The organism is Bdellovibrionota bacterium (genome assembly GCA_040386775.1).
GTDB lineage: Bacteria > Bdellovibrionota > Bdellovibrionia > Bdellovibrionales > JAEYZS01 > JAEYZS01.
This window is the reverse complement of sequence record JAZKEU010000016.1, coordinates 13,801-40,072: the sequence shown is the minus strand read 5'-3', so window position 1 is coordinate 40,072 and position 26,272 is coordinate 13,801. Positions and strand designations below refer to the sequence as shown.

The window sequence follows — 26,272 nt, the reverse complement described above, 5'->3', positions numbered from 1 at the left end:
GAGGCAAAAAAACATCAATAGTTATAAGTAATTACGCTGCACCAGACCAAGGCCCTGTCTAAATAATGGTCTACATACAATTTATGTCAAACACCTGTATAAGAGCTTGGCACCTCCAAATCTCCTGTTTAATATAAATAAGCACCGGCCAATTTTCTAAAAAAGAGACAAGTAAGGTCTCTTTTTTAGAAAATTGGCTGTGTCTTTAACTCGAAATATATCGGGCGATAAAGTTATCAAGCAACCGGAGGAAAAATGAAGTTTCTAGTATTAATAATCGCATTGTCTTTGACTGCGTGTGGACCAAAAGCCTTCAAAAAAGGTGACTACGATGAGAACGTAGAGAGCACAAACTTACTCAACGACAAATGGTCTGAAACCGACATGCAAAAAGTGGTTAAAGATCTAGTGGCAAGCTTAACGGCGCACAGATCTATCGCAGCAGCAAAAAAAGAACCACTTGTGATGATCACGCAATTACAAAATAAAACGAGCGAACACATCGACACACAAAGTGTGATGGATATGGTGCGTGTAGAATTAATGAATTCTGGAAAAGTATTATTCGTGGATAAAGAAGCCAGAGAAGACATCAAAGGCGAATACGACTACCAAGACACGGGAATGGTTTCTAAAGACACCAAAAAAGGTCCGGGAAAACAAGAAGGTGCAGATTATATTCTTAATGGCCGCTTAGATTCTATTGTGCAAGAAGTTGGAAAAGACAAAACTGTTTATTACAAAGTGACTTTGAATCTAACAAGCTTAGAAAGAAACGTCATAGTTTGGTCTGGATACAAGCAAATCAGAAAAATCTACAAAAAGAAATCTATAGGATTATAAGATCATGAAAGCCAAAGCATCGAAAAGTTTTCAGAAAAATTTGCTTTGGCTTTTCTCTCTACTCTTTCTTGTGAGCTGTTCGCATTTTTCTCGGACCAGTTCACAAGCAAATTCATATTTAAGATCTGGCGATTACGATAAAGCAATTGATGTCTTAAAACCTCTGGCCGAAGAAGAGGGTGATGATCAGTTGGTTTATCTATTGGATTATGGAATGGCTCTGCATCTCGCAGGAAAATACGATGAAAGCATCAAGGCTTTTCTAAAAGCGGACGACATCGCGGCCCTTAAGGACTATCACTCCATTTCAAAAGTTGCCGCAAGCATTCTCATGAACGAAGGCATGGTTCAATACAAGGGTGATGATTTTGAAAAAGTATTTATCCATGTTTATTTGGCGTTAGATTTTTTAATGAAAAATGATTTGGATGGCGCTCTGGTGGAGACCCGAAGAACGAACGAGGTTCTGCAAAAATATCGTGATGAAGGAAAAAAGAACTACGATCAAAATGCCTTTGCATTTTATTTGAGCGGAATCATTTGGGAAGCCGATAGAAAGTGGGATGATGCCTACATTTCCTATAAAGACGCTCTTAATCAAGAACCTAGAAATAAAGTTTACCAAAAAGATGCTTATAGATTAGCAAAAATGTCTTCGCGCATGGATGAGTTAGGATTTTTGTTTAAAAAACATGGAATCAATATAACGGAAGTTGCAAAAAGAGCAGAAGAGAATCCAATTGGTAAGGGTGACAGCGAGTTGATTTTTATTTATCAACAAGGACCTGGGCCAATTAAAAAACCTCATCCAGATTTTCCACGGATCCCCAAACTTTATCCACAGGCTACACAGAGTTCAGCGGCAAAGGTTTATATAAAGGGTTTAAGCTCCTCACTTTCAACAAATGCTTCAACAAAAGAAATTTATAATGTGTCAGATGTAGCAATCAAAACTCTCGATGATCAATACGCTGGACTGATTGCAAAAAGAGCTGCGGGAATTGCTGCAAAGTATGCAGCTGCAAAACAAGTTGGAAAGAAAAACGAACTCTTGGGCGCAGTGGCTTGGATTGGATTGAACCTTACGGATCAGGCAGATCTTCGGCAGTGGTCAACGCTTCCAGGGGCATTTCAGGTCGCGAGAATAAAACTTCCACCAGGAGAATATGAAATCTCTGCGGAAAGTATTGGTCCCAACGGAAATGCACTTTCAGAAGAAATGTCTGCAGCTAAAGTTAAGATCAAAGCTCAGCAAAAAACGTTTATCACTTGGAGATCATACAATTAAGTACTAAACTGATTGTGATGAAGCATCTTCGCTCGACAATCCTGACATTTATTCCTGCTGCACTCATCTTTGTGTCCTGCAGTTCTTTGGACTCAGCGCAACGTGCGATTGCATCTGAGGCTGAGAAAAAAGAAAATGAAAATCAATGGATTGAGGATTATAAAAAATCTGAAAAAACCTGCCAAGCTTTTAAAAATTTTCTAAAGCAAGAAGCCCCAACTCCAGAGATAAAAGCGGTCGTGAATCTAAGATATGCTCAGAAGTGCAATAAAAAACAGAATATCGTAAAGGATCTAAAACATGATTGGTTAAAAAAAGATGCCATCATCAGTGGTTTGAGAGAAACCAATAGTCCAGAATTATTTGCGGAGTACTATGAGGCGTATTTAAATCTCGACGTGCAGGCCAGAGCGACGCTTGAATTTTTAGAAAGAGCAAATCTCTATAGAAAAAATATAAAAAAAGTTAATCCTGCAAAACAAAAAGAACTATTTGATAAGATGCTTTTTATGTTTCCAGCATTCTATGTAGAGTATGGACGAGACATTCCAGAGAAAAAACTTTTTGAAGCGGCCTATGGCTTACGTATGCAAAGAAAATTTGCTCCCAGTCGAAAAATTTATAATCAAATCATTAAGGAATCCACAAGAGACCTTGATAAGTACAAATCAGTAAAATCTAAAGCCGATGAGCTAGATGATATTTTTAAAGCTTATGAGTATTCTAGAATTACTTATAGAGTTGAGGAAAGTAAAGAGAAGGGAATTGCGGAGTTTAAAAAAGGTCATAAATTTTTTGAAACGTATTTTTTGAAAAATCCTAAAAAGGAATTCGCAAAATTCTATACGGACTCTACTGTTCAACTTGCAAGAGACATGTGGACTGAAGGGCAAATAGAGGCAGCTAAAAACTTGCTGCTAGAAGCGGCCAAGAACTCTCCCAAATCCGCATCACTTGATCAAGTCTACTGGGTTCTTGGAAGAATGGATCAGGAAAAGAAAAATTATTCTGGAGCGATCGAATATTTCGAAAAGGCCCTAGAAGAAGATCCGGATAAAACTTTTAGATTAAAACTACTCTGGCTGGTGGCTTGGAATGCCAAGAAGAACAATCAGCTTGAAAAAGCCATCGACGGACTGGAGGCCTTGGAAAGTAAAAGCAAGGGGCCAGACGACGAAGTTTCCTACTACAAGAGCTTGTTTTGGCAAGCCATGCTCTATAGAGATATGAAGAAAGAAGAAAAGGCCAAAGATATATTGAAAGAAATTTCTGAAGAAAATACTTTGGGCTATTACGGAAGACTCGCGACTCTAGAGATCAATCCCAAATTTTTTGAAAAAGAACTTTCCTCGGAAGTAAAAATGGAGGAAAGCGATATTGTTGATCCATCTAGAGAAAAAACAATTCAAACATTACTGGCTATGGACGAACCTCAGATTCTGTCTGAGTACCTAAGTGATTTGTGGAGAAGTATAGGAAAATCTTCTCGTAAAAAAATAGCAACGAGACTTCAATTCCTAGCTTGGTCGAGTGATTCTGGGCTTCTGAAGGAGAATCAACAGATCATAGAAATTTTTGAAAAGGATTCCAAACTCGAACTCTTCGAAAAAGCTCCGTCGTTCTTTTATCCAAAACCACATTTTGAAATCGTTGAAAAATACGCTAAAAAATTTAAAGTTCCCCATGAATTGGTTTATTCGATCATGAGACAAGAATCGCTCTTTGATGCAAAGGCAAGATCTCCTGCGGATGCCTTCGGGTTATTACAATTGTTACCAAGAGTTGCTGCCAAGCACACGGACGAAACAGCAGTGACATTCTCAAATCCTGAAGAGCTTTATAACCCAGCAATCATTCTGCCATTGGGAATTGCACACTTGAGACAGCTCCTAAATATTTTTGACAACTCAATGTTGCTGACTGCAGCGGGATACAATGCCGGCGTCAATCCTGTCAAAGGTTGGTTGAAATCTCGCTACGAAGGCAATACATACGAATTCATTGAAGACATTCCGTATTTAGAAACTGAATACTATGCAAAACTGGTTTTTAGAAATTTATCTTTTTATGTGCAATTCAACAAAAGTTTAGATGCGAAGGCTAAGATCGATCTTTTAACAAATTATTTTAAAATAAAAGATGAGTCAGCTAAGCCTCAAAGCGCGCCTAAGAAGTCACCGTAGACATACAGCTTGATTTAGCAAAAAAGCTTAGATACTTTTAGCGTTATACATTAAAGAGGTTTTATGAAGAAGTTTTTCTATGCAATCGTATTCGTTCTGATCTTGATGGGCTCAAGTGTAGCGTTTGTGAGATTTTATAGTTATATTTTCGCGAAAGAAGTGAAGGGTATCATCATTAACGTAGAAAAACCAACTGCTCCCATGGCTATAGTTGGAAGCGAAAATGCCAATCAAAAACTAGCAGAAAAGCAACTCTTCTCCTACGCTGTAGCGATCCAAGTTGAAGACGGTGAAATTATGACGGCCTCTACAGAGGATCGCCAGTGGTCTGTTGCGGAGAAGGGAAAGTGCGTGGTCGCAAAATTTTATCCATACCCGCCATGGGAGTTTGATAAGTCCGGTACGTATTTTGGTGCAAGACTTTTAAGAATGCACGATTGTCCGAAGGCTCAATAATTTAAATGATACATTTACCCCCGCTGATAAGAGATCTTGCATTAATTCTAGGCGCCGCGGGCTTCACTACACTGATTTTTAAAAAACTAAAGCAACCGGTTGTTCTTGGTTATATTATTGCTGGTATTTTGGTTGGTCCTCATTTTTCTATTTTCCCAACAATTTCTGATCTTCCAAATATTCAAATTTGGGCCGAGATCGGAGTGATTTTCTTACTTTTTGGTTTGGGATTGGAATTCAGTTTTAAAAAATTAACGAAAGTGGGCGGAGCAGCTTCGATCACGGCCATCACTGAAGTTCTTGGGATGTTGGGTATTGGTTATGTGACAGGACAACTCTTGGGCTGGTCGCATATGGATAGCTTATTCCTCGGAGGAATTTTATCCATTTCATCTACGACAATTATTATCAGAGCATTTGATGAACTGGGAGTGAAGAATCAAAAATTCGCAGGACTGGTGTTCGGTGCCCTTATTGTAGAAGATTTGGTTGCGATCTTACTTATGGTGTTGCTATCGACTGTTTCTATCAGTCAGCAGTTCGAAGGCGCAGAGATGATCAGCTCTGTCCTCAAGCTTGGATTTTTTTTAGTTCTTTGGTTTGTAGCGGGAATTTTGATTGTTCCATCTTTTCTACGGCGCGCCCAAAAATTAATGTCATCTGAAACGATTTTGATAGTTTCGCTGAGTTTATGTTTGATGATGGTGCTTCTGGCAACAGAGGCAGGATTCTCTCCGGCACTTGGGGCTTTCATTATGGGATCTATTTTGGCGGAGACCACCTATGTTCATAAAATCGAACATATCATTCAGCCCGTAAAAGATTTATTTGGCGCGATCTTTTTTGTCTCTGTTGGAATGTTGATTGATCCTCAAGTTCTCGTTGAATATGCAGGGCCCGTAGTAATCATTACTATTGTTACCATTGTTGGAAAGGCTATCAGTACGCTGGCTGGCGCTTTGGCCGCTGGCCAAACGTTAAAGCACTCGGTACAAGCTGGTTTAAGTCTTTCGCAGATTGGTGAATTTTCTTTTATTATTGCTACGCTAGGAGTGAGTTTAAAGGTCACAAGTGATTTTTTGTATCCCATTGCTGTTGCTGTTTCGGCGATCACGACATTTACCACTCCTTATATGATCAAGTACTCCATTCCTATTTATGAATTCATTCAAAAAAGAGTTCCCACGAAGGTGAATGATGCACTTGTTAAATACAGCTCATCAGCTCAAACTGTAAGCTCTGTGAGCGAGTGGAAAGAATTGGTGAGATCTTTCTTTATTCATATTGGGTTGAATGTGACCTTGATTCTAGGAATCTTTCTTTTGTTCTCAAAAGTCCTTTCAAAAATCATCTACAGCAACATAGCTTCTGGTGCTACAGGAGTAGCGATCACGCTAGTTCTCACATTGATTTGTGCGGCACCATTTTTGTGGGCTCTAGTGAGTAAAAAAATAAGTTATGGAATTTATTCTAAACTTTGGAGCAATAATAGACTGCGGGGGGCGATCATTGCTCTTGAAGTGGTTAGATACGTTATTGGCCTGATGTTGATTGGTTTCCTCCTAAAGCAATATTTTTCCGTAGGGATTGCCATTGCAATTCCTACTGTAATTATCGTGGTACTGTTAGCAGCTTTTTCAAGCCGGTTGCAGATTCTTTATAATTTTATTGAGAAAAAATTTCTGCTTAACCTTAATGAAAAAGAATTAAACGATAGCAAAAAGAATCCTGCGATTGCTCCCTGGGATGCGCATATCGCAAAGTTTTCTGTTTTTCCTCACTCGGCAAGCATAGGCAGAACTCTTTTAGAAATTGGGGTGCGTGAAAAACATGGCGTGACTATTGCCTTGATTGAACGCGGCGATTTAAAAATCAAAGCCCCCGATGGTAACGAAAAGCTTTATCCCTACGACAAACTTTCTGTTATCGGAACAGATGAGCAGCTCAGCAAATTCAAGGATATCATCGAGCCAAGCATGAGTACGCTCCCCGATGATAATGAGCTGTTCTTATTGCAGCAGATAGAAGTGGATAAAGATTCAAGTCTCTTGAACCAATCAATCCGTTCTTTAGGAATCAGAGGAAAAGCAAAGGCCGTCATCGTAGGCGTTGAAAGAAACGGCGAAAGAATACTAAACCCAGAAGCCTCATTTATCTTCAACGAAGGCGACATCGTCTGGGTAGCCGGCGACCAAAACGTTCTCGAAAAACTGAGATGAGAAAAAGAGCCAATTTTTTTTGAGTTGGCTCTTTTATCTAGATACTAATCCTTGTAACAATTAAAGTTCTGTTTACTGACAATGGCCCAAGGTGCCGGCACGTTTTTCATAACCGTAAAGGCATGGTTGCGATAATCTTCTAAATTTTTCGCTGCGATTATTTTTCCTTCTTGGGTGTCTTTTGCAGCTGCTTGTGCGTCAAGCTCAGGGCTACAGATAAGATCATTGAGTCTATTCAAAACATAAGCTGGAACTTCCTCTGAAGTTGTTGGACGACCTTCCTTACCAAAGAAATTTGTCCATTTCTCGGCAGAAGCTTGTGCGGTAGTTGCATAGGTTGTGAGGTGAAGGAAAAATCCTCCTATCGGGCCTGCTGCTTCCTTCATGGTCCACTCTGGTGCAGAAGATGTATTTCTTGCTAACAAGAGATCCAATCCGCGGTTTATTTTGCCTTCCATGTAGCTGAAGGGATCCGATGTTGCGTCCCCATTTGAACACTCTGCGGAATTTGTATAGCTGTAGATGCCTTGATCTCCGTCGGTGCAGAACCAATCTTTGTGCGCAGGTTTTTTTCCAAGGTAGCCGTAGGCAATTGCCATGATATCGTATTCTGAAACTCTATTGAGGTGTCTATGACCTCTTCCAAGATATTCCATTACCGATCTCGAAACAGAGCCGACAGTTCCTTCGCCTTTGTCCTTTAAGCTTCCTCGGAAATTATGTCTTAGGCCAATGTTGTGGCCCAACTCATGAGGAATAATTTCTCTCCAATATCCATTCATGTAATTTTCATAGGTATATCCAACCGGTGTTTCATAAAAATCTAATGGATCAACTGCGAGAGGATCATGCAGCCTGATGTCTTGCGAAGGAATTTGCAATTCAATATCTCTGAAAGAAAGCTTATATTTTCTAACATTTTTTTGAGAAATTACTTTTGCCGAAATTTCTTTTACAAAATCCATTTTTAATTTCTCTGCTCGATCATTTTGACCGCGAGAACTGAGAGCTGCAACTTGCTCTTTCACTTTAAACCATTTTTTATAGATAGCGAGAATTTCTGGTCCTTGAATCAAAGTATGACCGGCGATCGTTTCACCCGTCGTACCGTGCTTGATCGAAGGGCCAAGGCCGCCATAACTTGCCTTGTTATCGATATCCCATTCTAGAACATTGTATCTCACATCGCCCGCGATGATTTGGTTATAGCGAGGATCATTTGTTTCAAGCACTTCGTAAACCAAAAGATTATGTCCTAAGGTACTTTGAAGTTTGTGATTCCAATCTTCAAATCCCGAGAGAACTGCTGGCCTGTGCTCAAGAGGAACGTTCTTAACATAATATTTCACAGGATTTGTAGCGAGATCTGTGATTGCGAATCTAGAAATATAATCGTTGCTGCTTTCGCCATTGGTGAAAAAACCAACTCCTGGAGTATTCTTTCTAGGAACAAAATAAGGAGTCATTCCAGAGTTCAATCGTACAAACCATCTCGTTGTGATCATAACTTCTTTAGAAGTTATTTCCTTAGTGGTTTGATTTGTTGCCTCGATTTTATATGTCGATTCCACATCAAACACTAAAGTACTTACAGAAAAATCAACCGATACGGTTTTTGATCCGAGATGAGTGAAGTTTTGCATCTCTTCTCCACTGTGTTTTACAAACATTGGCGCGATATCAAGGTCTTTACCCAGGGCAGAGAGGTTTAGAGTGACTGTAGAATCTGTCACCTCCGTCACCGGGATTTCCGCTAATACTTTTAAAGGTTGAGTTTCAGAACCTTCGCCACCAAAGGAACCTTTGAAAATCAATGCTTGTTTTGTATTGGTATTTATCAATTCTGAACGGGCAAGGCTTGCAAACCAGGCAAGCTTTAGGTTTCCGAGGGCTGCGTCTTCTTTGTCAGAAACTTTGATGATTGAGGTGCCGAACATATTTCCTTGGCCAATCAATCCTCTCGGATAAGACAGCAAGATATCATCGGATCGAGATTTGAGCACTTCAAACTTTATTCCGTCAGACTCTAAAATCTTTTTAGAATTCAATTGGTTTAAAGTTGTGAAGTTAGATGCATTTGCCAAAGATGTTGTTGATACAAAGATCAAAGCCACCTTGAAGAATAATTTAAACATAGTTCCCTCCCTAGTATCCGCTAATGAAAATCCATTTTTTCATAAGTAGAAAGAGAATAATGCAAAATGTAGGCTCGCGTTATTGGTGTCAAAATGGCCGGAAAATTTAGATAAGAACCAAGTGACGCTCAACCTCTAATACTGGAGATTTGAGAGGAATAATTTCAACTTTTAGATCTTTGAATCGCTTACGTGCAAGAATAAGCTCTTCTTCGATTTTCTCTTTTCTAGCTTTGAGAAGAAAGTATTTCCCCTTTTTAAGATAATAACTTCGACTCATATCCAAATGCACATCGATAGGTTTAAAGGCTCTTGCAATGATAAGATCAATATTAGGCAGATCGGAAGGAATATCTCCTTGAACAATAATATTAGGAGCAAAGGTCAAGCACTTCACCAGAAAGTCACACTTCAAATTGCTTTTTTCATAGAGATGAAACTTCATTTCTGGAAATTGAATGGCATAGAGAATTCCAGGAAGTCCACCGCCAGTTCCATAATCTGCAACATTCTCAACATTAGTTGGAAAATTTTTAAGAGGCAGCAAACAATCAATCAAGTGGTTATCAATTAGCTCTTCAAAAGTCATTTTACGGCTGATCAAGTTTAGAATCTCGTTCGACTCCCAAAGAAAATCGATATACTTTTTAAGAATTGGCAATTGAGTTTCGTTAAAACCCAGCTCTAACATAATCGGAATTCTTTTTTCAAAATAAGCAGTATTAGACATAGGATTCAATCTACGATAATTTAAGAGTCCTTACAAGTTCCTCGCTATAAGGTGAAAATATGCCATTGGATTTTAAAAAACTACTTACCGCAAGATTCTTCTACACCATTGGCGTGCAGATGCAGGCAGTGATTCTAGGATGGAGAATTTGGGAGTTGCTCAAGGATCCATTGGCTCTGGGTTTTATAGGTCTTACAGAAGCGGTTCCTGCCATAGGCTTGGCGCTTTATGCAGGCTACCTAGTAGATCGTCTTCGCCCATTGATTGTTTATCGTTATGTTTTATTGGTGAGCTTGCTGTCTGGTGTGATTTTATTGCTCGAACATATTTATCAGGCACAACTGTCGCTCAACATGCAAGTGTTCATGCTCTACAGCGCATCTTTCTTAACCGGACTTGCTCGTTCGTTTTCACAACCAGTTATCTTTGCCTCTGTTCCCAGAATAGTTGGCAAGGCAAACTTACTCAAAGCCACCGCGATGTCTTCTTCGGTGATGCAGGTGGCACGAATTGCAGGTCCTGCATTGGGCGGAATTCTTTTTGGTTTTTTTGGCCCGATCGTTGCCTCATCGGCGGTGTGCATAGCTCTTGTCATTTCTTTTGGAAGTATTTTCTTAATCAAGATAAAGATCTTGCCGCCAGATTCTACGAATATGCACAAGTCGATCAAGGATGAACTTCTTTCGGGATTAAAGTTTGTTTATAAACATCCTATTTTATTTCCCGCACTGACTTTGGATATGGTGTCGGTGATGTTTGGTGGAGTCACAGCACTTCTGCCCATTTTTGCGAGCGATATCTTAATGATCGGAGCAAAAGGATTGGGAACACTGCGAGCGGCTCCTGCGGTCGGTGCCACCATTGTGGCTTTGTATTTATCAAGTAAAGCCATCAAGGGACGATCAGGAACTGTGCTCTTGTGGGCGGTTGCAGGTTTTGGTTTTTGCATTTTGATTTTTGGCCTAAGTACGAATTTCTATTTGTCGCTTGCGGCCCTTGCCTTGAGTGGAGCGTGTGACAGCGTGAGTATGATCACGAGATCAAGTGCCGTACAGATTTGCTCTCCCGATCACATGCGTGGAAAAATATCCGCGGTAAATTCAATCTTTATTGGATCCTCAAATGAACTTGGAGAACTAGAATCCGGAGTTGCCGCCAAAATTTTGGGAACTGTGCCGGCAGTTTATTTTGGCGGAATCATTTGTCTCTGTACAGTTGGCGTTGTTGCGTATTTCTGCCCATCTTTGCGAAAAATGGAATTAGAAAAATTAAATTCTTAAGACCGGATAAAATTTAAAATGATATCGTAATTTTCATTGAGAACTACGGTTTCTTTGTGGCTTCCACCAACGTCAGGATGAAAAACTCGCGCTAATTTTTTTCTCGCGTTATTTAGAGTTTCTTCTTGAATAGGTTTTTCGATTGGAAATCCATTTTCTTCAAAAAAAACTAAAGCACTCTCTACGTCATTCGGGAGTTTTGGGGCTTCATCTTGGAACTTCTTTTTTTCTTTTTCTATTTTTATCTTTTTAGCGCTTAATTTTTGTTTTTGATATTGAAGCTTGCGATAGTCGGCCTGCTTTTCTTTATAGACGTCTTGCTTGAGATTGGTTTTCGAAATTTTTTCGATATTTGTTTTAGAAGTCAAAAAATCAGGATAATTGATCTCGGTAGAAAGTAAAACCGCCCAGATGTGTTTGCAGAAGTGTCCTTTATTGGAAACAGGACAAGTGCAGCTTGCGGAAAAAGAAATACTTTCGATAGATGTTGAAGAAAGCGATACCCTTCCGGCTGCGACACCTTTGATGTACCCTTGCACATGCGTGTCTGATTTATTGGATAAGATCACGGCATTTTTAGCAAAGTAATCAGCACCACTTCTTTTTGCTTCGGGTTTAAAAAAATGTTCAAAGGTTTGTTCTACCGACATAGAGGGTATTTAACAAATTTTCGCGGAATATGGCAAGCCTGTTTAATTCAGCCCTAGATTCATTGACTTTATTAATTTGTTTATAAAGACTTTATGAATCAATTGATTTCCGGGAGGGGAACATGAAAAATTTATTTTTAATATTTACTATTTTCTTATCTATTAATGCCTTCGCATCAGATTTTCCTGACCATGAACCGTACAGAATACAGTCAGATTCAGGTATATTCGGACCGCCATATAAAAATATTGTAGAAGAGTTATTCAGTTTAGAAAAAGCTTATCCGGAATATTCTGAGGTCATTCGGTATGGAACAACTATTGATGGAAGACCACTTTCACTTATAAAAATAGCTAAGAAATCAATAAAGCCAAAAGCGAGTAAAGCAATTTATATCGCAGGAGCCATTCATGGTGATGAATATTTAAATATTGAAGATAGATTGCCGAGATGGTTTTTGGAAAAAGGACTGCGTCAAACTTCAATCAATCAATTTTTTGAAGAAGGTGGTTCACTCTATATCATTCCTATTTTAAATCCTGATGGATATGATCGTAGAAGAAGACAGAATAGTGCGGGATATGATTTGAATCGTGATTTTGATATCTCTATAGAACCAAAAATTGGATTTTCTCAGCCCGAAACAATTGCGCTTAAAAGCTTTTTAAATGCAGAAGCTAAACTGGAGAGAAAGCTGATGCTCTCAATGGACTATCATTGCTGTACGGGTGCAGTTCTTTATCCTTGGTCCTTCACTGGGCCAACATTGCCTATGAGTGCAAAAAATAATTTTGTTACAGCTAGCCAAATGATAAAACAACATATGGGAAATGATTTTGAGTATGGAACTTGCCCGGACATTCTGGGTTATGATGCTCATGGAACTTCTAAGGACCATTACTACGAGGCATACCAGACATTGGCTTTCACTTTTGAAGGTCGTCGGAATGAAGAAAATAAATATTTTGATAACCACACGGCCATGTGGATCAGTTTGGTTGATTTAGTAAATAAAATGTAAATTTTCTTAAAGTATTTTGAAAAGGCTTTCGTCGCTTTTTTAGCGACGAAAGGTAGTTACAATTTAATTATTAGCTTGTTCGTTTTGACATGAAAAGACCGCTGTTGTAATAAGTCTGCCGTAGCCAGTTACATCTGTATTCCAGTTAGAAATTTGCTTTGCAGCAAGAGGACTGCATCTAGCTTCTGCACGGGCCTTAGCATCTGCCATAGCTTCAATCTCAGCTTGTAAGCAATCCAGTCCACATTCTTTTGCGCCGCTGATTTGAAAAACTGATTTGTTCTCTTTTTCGCACGAGAAGATTGCAGTCGTTGTTAGTCTACCATAACCAGTCACATTCGTTTGCCAGTCAGAGATTCGATTTGCCGCAGCAGGACTGCATCTAGCGTCTGCACGACTTGTAAGATCTGCTATGGCTTCAAGTTCGGCGTATAAACAAGACTGATTACATTCTTGTACACTACTAAGTTGAAAAACCGAACCACTCTCTTGCGCAAATGCATTTGCTGATAAAAAAATTAAACCCAAAATAAACATTTTCATAAATACCTCCATTGCCGCTAACCGTATCTCGTTTTATTTTTGAAGGCTAATAAATAGCAACAATAGCTTCCATAGGTATTTGCCTATGGTGGTTGAAGTTTTAATTAGATTAATTTTATAAATAGAATCAAAAATATTTGATGATTTTTTATTGAGAGGATTTGTTTTCTAAAATTTAAATGGCGGAAGAGGTGAGATTCGAACTCACGGGCCCCGTGAAGGGCCGACGGTTTTCAAGACCGTTGCATTAAACCACTCTGCCACTCTTCCGGGATTAGGTTTAAAGGAACCGGTACAAAAATTCAAACGGTTTAAATTCAATATAGGGCATTTTGCATCGAGTCATACATCTTCGACTCTGTCCGTTCTAAATGGCAATGATATAAGGATTATTATAAAGTCTGAGTTCATTTTTTGAAGGAGTATCAGCAGTGAATCATCAAGTTATGTGGATTGGTTTTGGAATAATAGTTTTGATCATTATGACATTAGACTTGGGCTTTTTCCAAAAAAAGGGAAAATCAATGTCGATGAAAGAGGCGACACTCAAAACGATTCTTTTTATCTCGATTGCACTTGGATTTAATGCCTTGCTTTGGATGAGAGAGGGCCCTGTAGCCGGCATGGAATTCTTAGCGGGCTACCTCATCGAACTTTCTCTCAGCGTAGATAATCTTTTTGTATTTTTAATGCTCTTCACTTATTTCAGAGTTCCTCAGTCGCATCAAAATAGAGTTTTGTTTTGGGGGATTTTAGGTGCCTTAGTATTGAGAGCGATCTTTATTTATGTGGGTGCGGCACTTCTTAATAAGTTCCACTGGGTTATGTATGTATTCGGAGCCTTCTTAGTTTTCACAGCCATAAAGATGTTCTTGCAGAAAGAAGAAGAGGCTGATCCTGAGCTAAACATTGTCGTAAAGCTTTTGAAGAAAGCTATCCCAATCACGAAAGAGTTCCACGGAGAAAAGTTTTTTATTAATAAGAATGGCAAATACTGGGCCACTCCGCTCTTTGTTGTTTTAGTTTTGGTCGAAACCACAGACGTTATTTTTGCTTTTGACTCGATTCCTGCGATTTTTGCGGTAACAAAGGATCCATTTATTGTTTTCACTTCCAATGTATTTGCAATTTTGGGACTGAGAGCTCTTTATTTCTGCATCGCGGGACTTATGGATAAATTTATTTATCTAAAGCCAGCGTTGAGTTTTATCTTAGCTTTTGTGGGAACGAAAATGCTTATTGCTGATTTTTACAAAATTCCAATCGTAATTTCACTTTTAATGATTTTAGCAGCTTTAGTTTCAGCGATTCTGGCTTCTGTTTATAAAACTCGCAAAGACGAGAAAAAGAAGAAGCAGGGTCATATAAAAATCTAATTTACTCAGTTCTTTTGATCAGGTGGAATCCAAACTGTGTTTTTACGGGCTTTGAGGTCTCACCGGTATTCAACGCAAAGGCAGCTGCTTCAAATTCTGGAACCATCATTCCTTTTTTAAAGAAACCTAAATCCCCACCCTGGTCGCCGGAGGGACATTTTGAAAATTTCTGCGCGAGTTCTTCAAAAGTCTTTCCATCCTTAATTTTACCCAAAAGATCATTAGCTTCGTGTTCATAGTCTACTAAAATGTGGCTAGCTCTAATCTGATTCATACTTACCCTCTCTCATGGTTAGATATGGGATATATTTAACACGATATTGTCGTTTGCAAAAGTCGTTTTTGAATTTCTAAAGAAGAGCGTCTTTTTTAAAGAAATAATCCCTAAAAGGCTCATTTACCGGTCACACCACTAAGTATCTTGGCTCTCTTATTTTCGGTCAGCTATATAAAACAATTATTGTTTACAATATAAATTGTTTTTGTTTAAATAACAAAAATGCAAAGACTATCCTGAGTATGGAGAACAGATGCTACAATTTATAAACCAGCTGTTCAGCGCTAACAGCTTTATTCCCCGCGGGCACAGCTACTTGGCGAGGTCAGATATTTTATGGCTGCATCTGGGCTCGGATGTAATCATATCGCTCTCATATTTTATGATGCTAATAGTTCTTTTTTACTTTGTCAGAAAAAGAAAAGATTTAGTGTTCAATTGGATTTTTATTATGTTTGCACTTTTTATTATATTCTGCGGCGCGATCCATATAATGGATATTATAACAATTTGGAATCCAGAATATGGAATTCATGGATTTTTAAAGCTGTTTACAGCAGTAATATCGCTAGCAACGGCTATATTACTTATCTATCTAATGCCGCGAGCGTTAGCCTTTCCAGACATTAAAAACTTACAAGAAGACAGCGCAAATCTATTAAAAATCAATGAAGAACTAAGAAAAAATAAAGATGTGGAATTAAAAAAAAGAGAGGAGTGGCTTAGCAGTGTTGTTGAGGCAACTCCTAATGGCCTTCTAATGGTGAATCAAGTGGGAGGAGTAGTTTTTTGCAATAAAGAATTTGAAACTCTTTTTGGATATCAGAGGGAAGAGATTATAGGAAGAAGTATGGATTTTTTAGTTCCAGAGAGATATAGAAAATCTCACCCGGGGCACCGAGGTTCTTTCTTTGCATCTCCGCAGACGAGGCAAATGGGCGCAGGGAGAGATCTTTTTGCTCTTCGAAAAGACGGATCAGAGTTTCCTGTAGAGATCGGACTGAATCCGTTGATCACTGAAAATGGAAGATTTGTATTGGCCTCTATTGTTGACATCACTAAACGCAAGAGTCTTGAGGATCGTATTCGCCAATCTACTTCTGCTGTTCGCCAAAAAAATCACGAGATGGAGCAGTTTGTTTATACTGTATCTCATGATTTGAAATCACCACTTGTTACCAGTGCCGGATTTTTGGGTATGATTAAAGAAGATATTGCCTCTAAAAATTATGACAAGCTCGGGGATTCATTAATGCGCCTTGATCGTGCAAATATTCGCATGAGCCAGCTCATAAATGATCTTCTGCAATTAAGTCGCATGGGTCGGGTAAAACTGCAAGTTGAACTCATCAATATGTTTACGCTAGTTAAAAATATTACAGAGAATATAAATCAGCAGATCAAGGATAAGTCGGTGCAATTAATTATCCAAAAAAGCTTACACGAGATATCTGGTGATCGCCATCGTATCTACCAAGCCATAGAAAATCTTATTATCAATGCGCTGAAATACGCATGTGATGTTCCAAATCCAAAAATAGAAATTGGCTCCAAAGATATGGGTCATGAAATTCACTTTTATATTCGAGATAATGGCCCAGGCATTGCGAAAGAGTATCATCAAAAAATTTTCGGCCTTTTCCAAAGATTGGAAAGTGACAATAGAGGAACGGGTGTGGGGCTTACAATTGTATCGAGAGCGATGCAGCTTCACGGTGGGCGCGTCTGGATAGACTCAGAGATTGGTGCGGGAGCGACGTTCTGGTTAGCCTTTCCAAAAGACTTTACTCAACCCGGAGAAGAAGAATATGAACAATAATAATGACCTTGTGTTGCCCAGACTCATTACATTTTTGTTAGTCGAAGATGATGATGATCATGCGCAGTTAGTTATTAGGGGTTTAGAGAATAATAGAATTACAAATAAAATTGATCGCGTTAGGGATGGAGCCGAAGCGCTAGATTACCTTTTTTGTCGAGACAAATATAAAGAAAAGGTTGCTCCAGATATTATTTTATTAGATCTCAAATTGCCTAAAATTGATGGGCATGAAGTTTTACGCAAGATCAAGATGGATTCTCGATTGAAAGTTATACCAGTGGTAGTTCTTACTACCTCTGCTGCAGAATCGGACAGGGCGAGAGCCTATCAAGAACATGCAAATAGTTATTTAGTAAAACCCTTAGATTTTAATAGTTTTCGAAAAATGGCCGAAGACCTAAATCTTTATTGGGGTGTATGGAATCAAGCGCCACATAAGGCAAAGGAATAATATGAAAACCCCAATACAAATTTTACTTATTGAGGATGAGATTGAACATAAAGATTTGATTCAAGCTCATATTCTTCGCAAACGCGGAGATTCTGTAAAACTTCACTGGTCTAATCGATTGTCTGATGGACTTGAGCGACTAAACCAAAAGGATATCGATGTAATTTTATTGGACTTGGGTTTACCTGATAGCACAATTGATAAAACTTTGCAGAAGGTGTTATCCAAAGCATCGAATCTCCCTATCGTTGTTTTATCATCATTAGATGATGAGGATTTTGGAATGAAAGCTGTTCACGAAGGCGCTCAAGATTATATTTGTAAAAGTCGCATGGACGGAGAATCACTTTTTAAATCTATACGTTATGCAATAGAAAGAAAATCAACAGAGGAGAACTTAAAGCAGGCCAGTCGAACCAAAGATGAATTTTTGGCCACAATATCTCATGAGTTACGAACTCCAATTGGAGTCATTCAGGGTTTCTCAGAGCTTCTGAATCAAGGAATATTGTCCGAAAAAGAATCTCAGGAAGGAATGGAGATTATACTTCGTAATTCTAAATTATTAGTTACGTTGATTAATGATTTATTAGATATGTCTAGAATCATCACTGGGAAACTCAGTCTATTCACTCAAGTACAAAGCTTAGTCCCAATAATTAATGATGCCATACAGGCTATAAATCTAGCTGTAAATAGTAAACACATTACTCTTACGACAAATTTTGATCCTGATATAAGAAATGTGTGTTGTGATCAGGTTCGCATTCATCAGATCATGTGGAACATACTTTCTAATTCTCTAAAATTTACTCCAGAGGGTGGAAAAATAGAAATCATGCTAAAAGCAAAAGAATCTGGGGCAGAAATTGTTGTTAGGGATAATGGCAAAGGCATAACGGCGGATTTTTTGCCTTACGTATTTGATCGTTTTCGCCAACAGGATAACAGCATGATAAGGCAGCACGGAGGCATGGGATTGGGATTATCTCTAGTGAAATATCTTACAGAGTTGCATGGAGGGGAAGTCATAATCAAAAGTGATGGTCTTGGCAAAGGAACAACAATCTCTGTTTGCCTCCCTTACGCAGATGAGGCTAAGGGAAAAATAAATTCTTTTCAGGACGCTGCTGAGGAGAAAAGTTCTGCAATAGTATCTTTAGACAGAACCGCACGCTCTTTAAAAGGGTTACGCATATTAACAGTAGACGATTCCCAAGATACATTAGCATTAGTGAGTTTTGTGTTAAAGAGAGCAGGAGCAGAAGTTAAAATAGCAGAGTCTGCTGCAGAAGCTCGAACTATTATTCACGACTCACTTCTAGATTTAATTGTTTGTGATATAGGTATGCCTGGCGAAGATGGTTATGCTTTTTTAAGAAGTCTAAGAAAAGCAGATGAGGATCTTGGGAAGAAAAGTACACCGGCAATTGCATTGACGGCATATACAAGGGAAGAGGAAAAAACAGCTGCTCTACAGGCTGGATTTCAGCGCCATATTGCTAAACCTTTAAATGATACAGAGTTAATTCAAGCCATTTGCGAGTTAACAAGTAGATAAGATTAAGAGAAAAAACAGAACCGTATTAAAAATGGTGGCCCAAGAGGGAATTGAACCCCCGACACAAGGATTTTCAATCCTCTGCTCTACCAACTGAGCTACCGGGCCACGTTCGTCTAGAAGCTATGATACTTTAGAGCTAATTTAAGTACCTTTTTGATATAAAAGTGTCAAACGATCTTAAACTTTATTTCACTTTAGAGAAAGCGCCTTTTAAATCATCGATCAGATCTTTCTCGTTCTCGATTCCTACGCTCAGGCGAATCAAAGTATCGTCTATTCCCAGGGCTTTGCGGTTCTTTGCGGGAACGCTGGCGTGTGTCATAATTGCAGGATGTTCGATCAAAGATTCTACTCCGCCCAAGCTCTCAGCCAAGGCAAAAATTTTCACGTTTTCTAGAAAAGTTTTTGCCTCTTTCAATCCGCCTTTAATATAAAAAGACATCATCCCACCAAAGCCTGAGTTCTGTTTCTTAGCAATGGCATGCTGTGGGTGAGACTTCAATCCGGGATAAATTACTTTTTCTACCTTCGGATGTTTTTCTAAAAATTCTGCAATGGCTTGCGCATTCTTTGCGTGAGCTTCCATTCTTACCGCAAGAGTTTTTAAACTTCTCATTGCAAGGTAACAATCAAACGGAGAGGGAACTGCACCGATAGATTTTTGGAGGAATTTTAATTTTTCGGAAATGTCCTTGTCATTAGTAGCAACAAATCCACCGATCACGTCACTGTGACCGCCAATGTATTTTGTTGTTGAGTGATAGGTCATCGTTGCGCCAAGATCGGTTGGATTTTGGAAGTATGGAGACATAAAAGTGTTATCTACCACGGTCCAGATCTTTTTAGCATTTGCGATTTTTGTGACCGCTTGAATATCAACAACCTTCATTAGTGGATTTGTTGGGGTTTCAATCCAAATCATTTTCGTGTTGGATTTAATTTTAGCTTTAATGAGGTCTGTTTTGGTCAGATCCACATAATCAAAGGAAATTCCTTTGTCTTGAATCACCTTATCAAAAAGTCTGAATGTCCCACCGTAAACGTCGTCAGAACAAATCACATGATCGCCAGCCTTCAGCATCATGATGATTGTTGTAGAAGCGGCACAACCCGAAGCAAAAGCATAGCCGAACTTGCAATTCTCAAGGCTTGCTAAACATCTTTCATAGGCCTCTCTAGTTGGATTGTCTGCACGAGAGTAATCATAACCTTTGTGTACGCCCGGAGATTCCTGTACGTAAGTTGTAGCCAGAGTGATCGGAGTCATAATTGCTCCAGTTGTTTTATCTGGTGGTTGTCCAACGTGAATTGCTTTTGTTGCAAAATTCTTTTTTGAGTAATCGATATCTGAACCCATTAGATAAATCCCTTCGATTTCATCCAGTTGTCGTTATAAACTTTGCTTAAATATTTTGATCCGTTGTCAGGAAATAGAACCACAATGTTTTGTGGCTCTGTAACTCTTGATCCGTATTTCAGTGCCGCAACGAGAGCAGATGCACAAGAGGGTCCAACGAATATTCCGTCTTTTTTTAGAATATCTCTGCAAGTCAAAAAAGTTTCTTTATCTTGTGTTTTGATAAATTCATCGATCACTTTGAAGTGTACGTTTTCTGGAATCATATCTTCTCCGATACCCTCCACCTCATACTTACTGATCGGGTCTCTAACTTCACCATATTTGTGAACGTCAAAAAGAATACTACCAATTGGATCTGGAGAAATGATTTTTATTTTTGGGTTCTTATCCTTCAAGTATTTGCCAACACCAGAGATAGTTCCTCCTGTGCCCGCTCCCGCAACGAAGATATCAATTTTTCCATCCATTTGATTCCATATTTCTGGGCCCGTTTTTTCGAAATGAATTTTTACGTTGTCAGGGTTGTGATATTGGTTTGTCAAAAAAGAATTAGGATTATTTTTTACATAATTTTTAGCAACGCTATAGTGAGACCTTGGATCATCAGCTTCTACGCCTGCGGGAGTGACCACAACCTCAGCACCGAAAGATCTAATCGTATTGATTTTTTCTTCGCTCATTTTGTCAGGTATTGAGATTACGCATTTGTAACCTTTTACTGCTGCAACTAATGCTAGCCCAACGCCCGTATTTCCTGATGTTGCTTCTACAATTGTACCACCGGGCTTAAGCTGACCTCTTTTTTCTGCCTCTTCAACGATACTTAGGGCAATACGGTCTTTAACGCTTCCACCGGGATTGAAAAACTCTACTTTTGCAAAGTAATTATGAGGACTTGCGGGCACACAGCCTTGCAATTTAACCATTGGAGTATTGCCAATAGTTTCTAGTATGTTATTGTAAATTTTCATTAAATCTCCTGGATAAATCAGTTTTTTAACATACTCTGATCCTATGCTATTGAGCAAATACAACATTACATATATAACAGTTTTTCGATGAATTTAGTCCAAGAGCTCCATAACAATCCATTTGTTTTAGCCCCAATGGCAGGCATTACTGATAATGCGTTCCGTTCTTTTATGAAAGAAATGGGATGCGGAATTGTCATATCGGAATTGATCTCGGCCAATGGATTGAATTACGGAAGTCAAAAGACAATAGACTTAATGAAATTTGAAAAAATTCAAAGCCCTGTAGGCATCCAACTTTTTGGAGAAACTCCAGAGATCGTGGCGGAAGGTGCAAAGTTTGTTCAAGATAAAGGCGCAGATTTTGTTGATTTGAATTTTGGTTGCCCAGTCAAAAAAGTAGTTTGTAAGGGCGCAGGCTCTGCAATGTTAAAAGATCTCGACGGCCTTGCAAAGATGTTATCCGTAGTTAAAAAAGCAATTCAAATTCCACTGACCATTAAAGTTCGCACAGGTTGGGATGCAAATACGCGCAATACGCAAGAGGTCGCACGCATTGCCTACGAAGAAGGTATTACGTGGATGGCCATTCACGGTAGAACGAGAACACAAGGTTACGAGGGCTTGGCAGATTGGGATTACATTGCAGAAGTGAAGGCGAAGGCAAAACTTCCAATCATTGGTAATGGCGACATTCACACGGCGGCGCAAGCTGTGGAGAGATTAACAACTTCGGGTTGTGATGCCGTAATGATTGGTCGTGGATGTTTAAAGAATCCTTGGATTTTTAGACAGGCCTTGAACCTCCATAAAAAACAAAACGAAAGAACCGACAAGAATTTTATCGAACTTATCAATTTACTGAACGTGTATTTACAAAAAGATTGTGAAGAAAAAGTCATCGGCGTTCAGCTTAAAAAATTCTCAAGTTGGTTCTCTGCGGGATATCCGGGATCGGCGCAATTTAGAAAAGATGTTTTTCAGCAAAAAGATTCTAAAGAAATTCTTAATCACGTAGAAACTTACTTCAGTTCTATTGCGCATCTAACGCAAACAGACACTTCGGCAGAGCGCTTCTTAATGGGTGGTCACGGATAAGATAATTTTATTCGGTTTCGGAGTCAGTAAGGTATCTGAAGGCCTCTATCAGTGCAATTCCTCCCAAAACAGGTCCGACTTGTCTAAAAAGTCGAGCATCTATACTTGCTGCTGAGTACCCATTGTAGCCCTGATGATTTCTCATCGCCTTTATATATTCATCACGGCTCATAGTTAGCGATGATAATAATATGGAGGAATTAAAATTAGCTCTTATATCTCTACCTTGGTTATCTCTTATAGTTGTTAGTTTCTCTCGAATTTCTTTAGCTTCTTTTCGGATCATTTCTTCTGGAAAAAGTTTTAGCATGTCATATTGAGCACCGATAGCCTCTAATTCTCTGCGGTAAAGTTGAGAGCCAGGAGGTTCAAGCGAAAGATTTTTTCTTTTAATAATAGATTCAACAATATCAAGAAAGGCGCTTCGATTTTTTTCACTTAGATGTTGAATAACGTGTTCTGCTTCGTGAGCCAGGGTGTTATGATATTTTACGCTCAAGGGGTCGATGCCTTTTTCTATAAAAATTCTTTCTGCCTGCGCATAGCTATAATCAGCATCGTTACGAACATTAGCTAAAGCTTCCTCCACTTTCTTTAACTCTTCCGTTGAAAGATGTTTATTTCGTGCCCTGAAATAAAGAGAAGAAACGGTTTGAATTTTTTTAGCATCACTTAATGTCGTTGATGCAAATATTTTTTCAGCTTCAGTCCGAAGTGCCGCCGCTTCGGCAGGAGTAAAGTTTACGCTGTTTCTGATGTAGCCAGCGACTTTCAAATCTTTTATTTTCCCGTATGTTGCTAGAAATATTCTTCCTGACTCTTTTTCCATCGCTGCCATGGCGGCGATTAATTTCTTACTTTGTGGAAGTAGTGGAACCAGAGGTAATGTTGCAACGCCGGCCCAGGCAAGCGCCGTCACGCAGTTCTTTTGTTCATCTTGAGCCAAAGATGGATTGGATAAGGAATCTAGACAAGAATTTTTTGCAGAAGTATTGAAGTCGAATTTTCTTGTATTTGGGCGAAAACATGTTTTTAGGGCATCAAAATAGACAGGTGATGCGACTGCTAAATTTGCGCCTAAGACCGCTGCGGTTTTACGGCCAAGAGAGATAGCGTCAGCAGCTTTTTTTTCAAACGAAATTGCGCGAACTCCTTTGGCGGCAATGGATGCGACGCCGCCACCGATCAAAATTAAGCCGACATCAATGGCCGCACCTTGTAGTAGAGGTACGGTCCTTCGGTTGAAGGACATTTTTTCTTCTACACAAGACTGAGTGTTCAGGTAAGTAAAAGTAGATAAATATTTGGAGGATTTATTTTCTGATTTTTCTATTTCTGGAGAAATCGCCAAGAGACCTCTAATTTTTTTGTTATCACATTGGCCTGCTCTCAAAAATCCATTCATACAAAAACTAGCATCTCTAAACTCAATGATTTTTTTCTTGAGTTCTTGACGATTCATTAGCATTTGCTTTTTTATGGAACTTTGCACATCAAAATTTTTTCGCAGATTAAAATAATTATCACTTTTAAACCAAGGATTTGATTCTTCAATTATATGCAAAACAAATCCTAGATTTGTTTTTGCAGAATCGCACTGGCTAATTTTTTGGTATTCTTTGTAGGTGTATGTCCTGCAGATCTTTGCATGATCTCTTGTTCCTACGCCGTACTGACATTTTTCTACTTCAGGTTTTCTTTCAGATAGTGAAGATTTTAATGAATCATACTCTTCTTTAGACGCTAAGCAGGTTTTATCTAAGTTTTGGATTTCTTTTTTGATCTGAAGATATGATTGCTCGTCGAGCTTAGATTTTTCGGCTATCTCGGCAAGTGCCCCTTTTTTAGAAACAGGGCATTTTTTTAGCTCCTGACATCTTGTGTGAGCTTCATCAAGAGTTCCTTTTCCAAGGCAAGACAATTCATCGTTTTCACCTAATAAGTTATTTATAGCTGATAATTCCTCATAAGCTCGAGAGGCCGCCAGATTGAAACGCTTGATGTAATGATAAAATTTCGCAATTTTGTATCTTTTTGTAGAATCTAATTCTGTTTTATCATTTGTACAATTTTTTACCTGATTGTGGGAAGAGTCACCGACCTCCGGAAACATACTTGCCAGTTGATTTTGCAGATCTGCCGCACTTGAGAATTTATTTTTAGTACCAGGGCTAGAAGACCAATTTTCGCAAGCCTTTGCCCCACCATTCAAGGTTACAATGCGGTTAAAGTCTTCAGTTCGCAATTCATTTAGGAAGTAACTACATGAATAAGAATTGTCTCTATTTTCTAATACGCAATTGTCGCAGTGGGGTGTTAATTGATTAATAGAAGATAATTGCTTATTAGCCTTTTCCATTGCAGAAACGGAATCATTGCTTTGCGCGGGTAAAGCTAGAAGAGATATAAATACAATGGTGAAAAAAGACGGCAACATACTCTAAGTTATCGGCATTATTATTGAAAATAATAAATTTACAAAAAAACTAGACAAAAGCCTAAAGATTTAAGCGACTTGTTTTTGCTTTACTCAAGCATCTAAGGTGATACCTTAATATTTATGAAAAAATTGATCTTTATTTTAATCACTGTTCTATTCTTGAATGTTCAGGCGCAGACTAAACCCTTAGCGGTTTTAGAGCCTACAGATCTTGCGATTTCTAGAAATTGTAGAAAAGCCGAGAAAGCATGTGTCTCCATGGAGTTGGATACCGTTGATAAATCCCTCATTGTAGACAGAAAACCTGTAAATGGTGAGACGGAGTACACGCTGAAAGTTTTTGGAAAGTTAGAAAAAGAGGCAGAAAAAGAACACATCCTAAAGTTTATTGGTGGCGGAGATGAAAAAGGCTGTACGGTTTTTGGTAGGGGCACCGCTGCAGTGATGGGTTTTTCTCCCATGGGAAATCCAATTGTTTTAACAGATAGAGGTAATCTTGAGCTGACGTCCAAGCTCATCACGATGGGTGCGAGCAATATTCAAATGGTAAATTTAAACTCTTTAAAGCGTGAAGCTTATCTTTCAAAATCTCAAGATATGACTCCGGCGGCAATCAGCAGAATTCATTTTGATTCTAGTGGAGATCTTTATTTTATCGATGGAACCGAGTGCTTTGAGTTCAGGAAAAAAGAGGCTTTTAGAAAAGTGGATATCAAGAAATGTGAAAGCAAAAAAATTGAAATGAAAGACACTTCAAAGCTTGAGAAAATCAGACTGAAAAGTGATCAAGAAGTTTATGAAATTAAAGACGTTCCATATATAATGATAATCGAAAAGACGACTTGTTAATTCACTTCGTAAGTTTCTGATGCAGGAATTTCATCAGGATAAACCGTTTCTAAAGAATCCGGTGGATTATCGGGAAGAGACTCTAGTTTGTTGATGGATTCATCTTGTTGTTTTCGAATCTCAGTCATGTCGTAGGTTGCTCCATCTGAATCAGAATAATATTCTGCATCTTCAGACTCACCTTCCATTTCAGGAGCAAGTTTAAACATAGTTTGGAGCTGAGCTTTTGCAGTTGAATGCTCTGCTGGATGAATTTTTTTGTAGTGTTGCATTTTAAATAGAATATCTTTGATCCGGCTTCTGGCAAATGGCGTGAGCTCTTTCTTTTTAAAACTTACGGCATATTTATCTGGATTTGGAAGTAAGAAAGCAATGAATGCGGCCTCAAGTGGAGTCACCATCGAAGGCGGCTTCTGGAAATAATATTCGGTGGCGGCCTTGATGCCGTAAATGCCTTTTCCAAACTCTACCACATTTAAATATTTTTCTAAGATAACATCCTTAGAATATCTTTCCTCGATTCTTTTTGTCAGGATCAGCTCTTTTAGTTTTCGGGTTAGAGTTTTTTCGGGAGTCAAATAAAGATTTTTTGCTAACTGTTGTGTGATCGTTGATCCGCCACGAGCGAAAGACATTTTTTTTATGTTTTTCATAAAGCTATTTTTTAATTCTTCAACATCGAAACCTTTATGAGTATAAAATCCACCATCTTCGG

Annotated in this window: 22 protein-coding genes and 2 tRNA genes; 13 read left to right on the top strand and 11 right to left on the bottom strand. The window is 38.7% G+C overall.

Going from position 1 to position 26,272, the window contains the following annotated elements; genetic code table 11:
• Positions 1-255: 255 nt before the first annotated feature.
• From lpoB to V4596_09600, 5 genes are all read left to right on the top strand, one after another.
• Complete coding sequence (lpoB, locus tag V4596_09620; protein ID MES2769392.1) at positions 256-843, top strand: penicillin-binding protein activator LpoB; 588 nt, start codon at positions 256-258, stop codon at positions 841-843.
• 4 nt (positions 844-847) lie between these two features.
• A complete protein-coding gene (locus V4596_09615) occupies positions 848-2,131 on the top strand; it encodes a hypothetical protein (GenBank protein ID MES2769391.1) in 1,284 nt (427 codons plus the stop codon).
• 17 nt (positions 2,132-2,148) lie between these two features.
• A complete protein-coding gene (locus V4596_09610) occupies positions 2,149-4,314 on the top strand; it encodes a transglycosylase SLT domain-containing protein (GenBank protein MES2769390.1) in 2,166 nt (721 codons plus the stop codon).
• A 63-nt stretch (positions 4,315-4,377) separates the two neighbouring features.
• On the top strand, positions 4,378-4,770 hold the full coding sequence (locus V4596_09605) for a hypothetical protein (GenBank protein ID MES2769389.1): 393 nt from the start codon (positions 4,378-4,380) through the stop codon (positions 4,768-4,770).
• Between the two features lie 5 nt (positions 4,771-4,775).
• The gene (locus V4596_09600; protein ID MES2769388.1) at positions 4,776-6,989 is read left to right on the top strand and encodes a cation:proton antiporter; all 2,214 of its coding nucleotides are present in this window, start codon (positions 4,776-4,778) and stop codon (positions 6,987-6,989) included.
• Positions 6,990-7,033: 44 nt separating this feature from the next.
• Here the strand turns inward: V4596_09600 and V4596_09595 are convergent, their stop codons facing one another.
• Positions 7,034-9,124 (bottom strand): zinc-dependent metalloprotease, encoded by a 2,091-nt coding sequence (locus V4596_09595; protein MES2769387.1) that lies wholly within the window; start codon positions 9,122-9,124, stop codon positions 7,034-7,036.
• A 106-nt stretch (positions 9,125-9,230) separates the two neighbouring features.
• Positions 9,231-9,854, bottom strand: coding sequence for an RsmG family class I SAM-dependent methyltransferase (locus tag V4596_09590; protein ID MES2769386.1), 624 nt, complete (start codon positions 9,852-9,854; stop codon positions 9,231-9,233).
• Positions 9,855-9,913: 59 nt separating this feature from the next.
• Between V4596_09590 and V4596_09585 the strand changes: the two genes are divergently transcribed.
• Positions 9,914-11,134 carry an MFS transporter gene (locus tag V4596_09585; GenBank protein ID MES2769385.1) on the top strand — a complete coding sequence of 407 codons (1,221 nt, stop codon included), beginning with the start codon at positions 9,914-9,916 and terminating at the stop codon, positions 11,132-11,134.
• Here the strand turns inward: V4596_09585 and V4596_09580 are convergent.
• A complete protein-coding gene (locus tag V4596_09580) occupies positions 11,131-11,784 on the bottom strand; it encodes an SWIM zinc finger family protein (protein MES2769384.1) in 654 nt (217 codons plus the stop codon). The genes V4596_09585 and V4596_09580 overlap by 4 nt on opposite strands.
• A 122-nt stretch (positions 11,785-11,906) precedes the next feature.
• On the opposite strand from V4596_09580, the gene V4596_09575 reads away from it, so the two are divergent.
• Positions 11,907-12,806, top strand: coding sequence for a M14 family metallopeptidase (locus V4596_09575; GenBank protein MES2769383.1), 900 nt, complete (start codon positions 11,907-11,909; stop codon positions 12,804-12,806).
• Positions 12,807-12,869: 63 nt separating this feature from the next.
• On the opposite strand, the gene V4596_09570 is transcribed toward V4596_09575, so the two are convergent.
• A complete protein-coding gene (locus V4596_09570; GenBank protein ID MES2769382.1) occupies positions 12,870-13,349 on the bottom strand; it encodes a hypothetical protein in 480 nt (159 codons plus the stop codon).
• Between the two features lie 180 nt (positions 13,350-13,529).
• Positions 13,530-13,619 (bottom strand) — tRNA-Ser (locus tag V4596_09565).
• Between the two features lie 161 nt (positions 13,620-13,780).
• Here V4596_09565 and V4596_09560 point away from each other — a divergent pair.
• Positions 13,781-14,725, top strand: coding sequence for a TerC family protein (locus V4596_09560; GenBank protein MES2769381.1), 945 nt, complete (start codon positions 13,781-13,783; stop codon positions 14,723-14,725).
• A 1-nt stretch (position 14,726) separates the two neighbouring features.
• On the opposite strand, the gene V4596_09555 is transcribed toward V4596_09560, so the two are convergent.
• The gene (locus V4596_09555) at positions 14,727-14,999 is read right to left on the bottom strand and encodes a peptidylprolyl isomerase (GenBank protein ID MES2769380.1); all 273 of its coding nucleotides are present in this window, start codon (positions 14,997-14,999) and stop codon (positions 14,727-14,729) included.
• 496 nt (positions 15,000-15,495) lie between these two features.
• Between V4596_09555 and V4596_09550 the strand changes: the two genes are divergently transcribed.
• Genes V4596_09550 through V4596_09540 form a run of 3 tightly spaced genes read left to right on the top strand, consistent with a single transcriptional unit; the run spans position 15,496 to position 18,836 of the window.
• Positions 15,496-16,821 carry a PAS domain-containing sensor histidine kinase gene (locus V4596_09550; protein ID MES2769379.1) on the top strand — a complete coding sequence of 442 codons (1,326 nt, stop codon included), beginning with the start codon at positions 15,496-15,498 and terminating at the stop codon, positions 16,819-16,821.
• Positions 16,811-17,275, top strand: coding sequence for a response regulator (locus tag V4596_09545; protein ID MES2769378.1), 465 nt, complete (start codon positions 16,811-16,813; stop codon positions 17,273-17,275). Before V4596_09550 ends, V4596_09545 begins: the two co-directional genes overlap by 11 nt.
• A 1-nt stretch (position 17,276) precedes the next feature.
• Positions 17,277-18,836, top strand: a complete 1,560-nt coding sequence (locus V4596_09540; protein MES2769377.1) for a response regulator — start codon at positions 17,277-17,279, stop codon at positions 18,834-18,836.
• Positions 18,837-18,868: 32 nt separating this feature from the next.
• Here the strand turns inward: V4596_09540 and V4596_09535 are convergent.
• The 3 genes from V4596_09535 to V4596_09525 form a co-directional block, all read right to left on the bottom strand.
• Positions 18,869-18,944, bottom strand: a tRNA-Phe gene (locus tag V4596_09535).
• Between the two features lie 79 nt (positions 18,945-19,023).
• The gene (locus V4596_09530) at positions 19,024-20,196 is read right to left on the bottom strand and encodes a cystathionine gamma-synthase (GenBank protein MES2769376.1); all 1,173 of its coding nucleotides are present in this window, start codon (positions 20,194-20,196) and stop codon (positions 19,024-19,026) included.
• Positions 20,196-21,170 carry a cysteine synthase family protein gene (locus V4596_09525; protein ID MES2769375.1) on the bottom strand — a complete coding sequence of 325 codons (975 nt, stop codon included), beginning with the start codon at positions 21,168-21,170 and terminating at the stop codon, positions 20,196-20,198. Before V4596_09525 ends, V4596_09530 begins: the two co-directional genes overlap by 1 nt.
• Positions 21,171-21,257: 87 nt before the next feature.
• Here V4596_09525 and dusB point away from each other — a divergent pair, with 87 nt between their 5' ends.
• Positions 21,258-22,268 carry a tRNA dihydrouridine synthase DusB gene (gene dusB / locus V4596_09520; protein MES2769374.1) on the top strand — a complete coding sequence of 337 codons (1,011 nt, stop codon included), beginning with the start codon at positions 21,258-21,260 and terminating at the stop codon, positions 22,266-22,268.
• A 7-nt stretch (positions 22,269-22,275) separates the two neighbouring features.
• On the opposite strand, the gene V4596_09515 is transcribed toward dusB, so the two are convergent.
• Positions 22,276-24,627, bottom strand: a complete 2,352-nt coding sequence (locus V4596_09515; protein ID MES2769373.1) for a hypothetical protein — start codon at positions 24,625-24,627, stop codon at positions 22,276-22,278.
• Between the two features lie 201 nt (positions 24,628-24,828).
• Here V4596_09515 and V4596_09510 point away from each other — a divergent pair, with 201 nt between their 5' ends.
• Positions 24,829-25,557, top strand: coding sequence for a hypothetical protein (locus V4596_09510; GenBank protein ID MES2769372.1), 729 nt, complete (start codon positions 24,829-24,831; stop codon positions 25,555-25,557).
• Here V4596_09510 and V4596_09505 read toward each other — a convergent pair.
• A partial coding sequence (locus tag V4596_09505) for a biosynthetic peptidoglycan transglycosylase (protein MES2769371.1) occupies positions 25,554-26,272 on the bottom strand: 719 nt, incomplete at its 5' end. The two genes, V4596_09510 and V4596_09505, sit on opposite strands and share 4 nt — an antisense overlap.

Coding starts and splice junctions, on each gene's coding strand:
- V4596_09575 (MES2769383.1), top strand. CDS start 11,907: ATGAAAAATTTATTTTTAATATTTACTATTTTCTTATCTATTAATGCC.
- lpoB (MES2769392.1), top strand. CDS start 256: ATGAAGTTTCTAGTATTAATAATCGCATTGTCTTTGACTGCGTGTGGA.
- V4596_09615 (MES2769391.1), top strand. CDS start 848: ATGAAAGCCAAAGCATCGAAAAGTTTTCAGAAAAATTTGCTTTGGCTT.
- V4596_09555 (MES2769380.1), bottom strand. CDS start 14,999: ATGAATCAGATTAGAGCTAGCCACATTTTAGTAGACTATGAACACGAA.
- V4596_09610 (MES2769390.1), top strand. CDS start 2,149: ATGAAGCATCTTCGCTCGACAATCCTGACATTTATTCCTGCTGCACTC.
- V4596_09540 (MES2769377.1), top strand. CDS start 17,277: ATGAAAACCCCAATACAAATTTTACTTATTGAGGATGAGATTGAACAT.
- dusB (MES2769374.1), top strand. CDS start 21,258: ATGAATTTAGTCCAAGAGCTCCATAACAATCCATTTGTTTTAGCCCCA.
- V4596_09550 (MES2769379.1), top strand. CDS start 15,496: ATGGATATTATAACAATTTGGAATCCAGAATATGGAATTCATGGATTT.
- V4596_09570 (MES2769382.1), bottom strand. CDS start 13,349: ATGAAAATGTTTATTTTGGGTTTAATTTTTTTATCAGCAAATGCATTT.
- V4596_09580 (MES2769384.1), bottom strand. CDS start 11,784: ATGTCGGTAGAACAAACCTTTGAACATTTTTTTAAACCCGAAGCAAAA.
- V4596_09600 (MES2769388.1), top strand. CDS start 4,776: ATGATACATTTACCCCCGCTGATAAGAGATCTTGCATTAATTCTAGGC.
- V4596_09595 (MES2769387.1), bottom strand. CDS start 9,124: ATGTTTAAATTATTCTTCAAGGTGGCTTTGATCTTTGTATCAACAACA.
- V4596_09515 (MES2769373.1), bottom strand. CDS start 24,627: ATGGAAAAGGCTAATAAGCAATTATCTTCTATTAATCAATTAACACCC.
- V4596_09525 (MES2769375.1), bottom strand. CDS start 21,170: ATGAAAATTTACAATAACATACTAGAAACTATTGGCAATACTCCAATG.
- V4596_09545 (MES2769378.1), top strand. CDS start 16,811: ATGAACAATAATAATGACCTTGTGTTGCCCAGACTCATTACATTTTTG.
- V4596_09605 (MES2769389.1), top strand. CDS start 4,378: ATGAAGAAGTTTTTCTATGCAATCGTATTCGTTCTGATCTTGATGGGC.
- V4596_09530 (MES2769376.1), bottom strand. CDS start 20,196: ATGGGTTCAGATATCGATTACTCAAAAAAGAATTTTGCAACAAAAGCA.
- V4596_09590 (MES2769386.1), bottom strand. CDS start 9,854: ATGTCTAATACTGCTTATTTTGAAAAAAGAATTCCGATTATGTTAGAG.
- V4596_09510 (MES2769372.1), top strand. CDS start 24,829: ATGAAAAAATTGATCTTTATTTTAATCACTGTTCTATTCTTGAATGTT.
- V4596_09585 (MES2769385.1), top strand. CDS start 9,914: ATGCCATTGGATTTTAAAAAACTACTTACCGCAAGATTCTTCTACACC.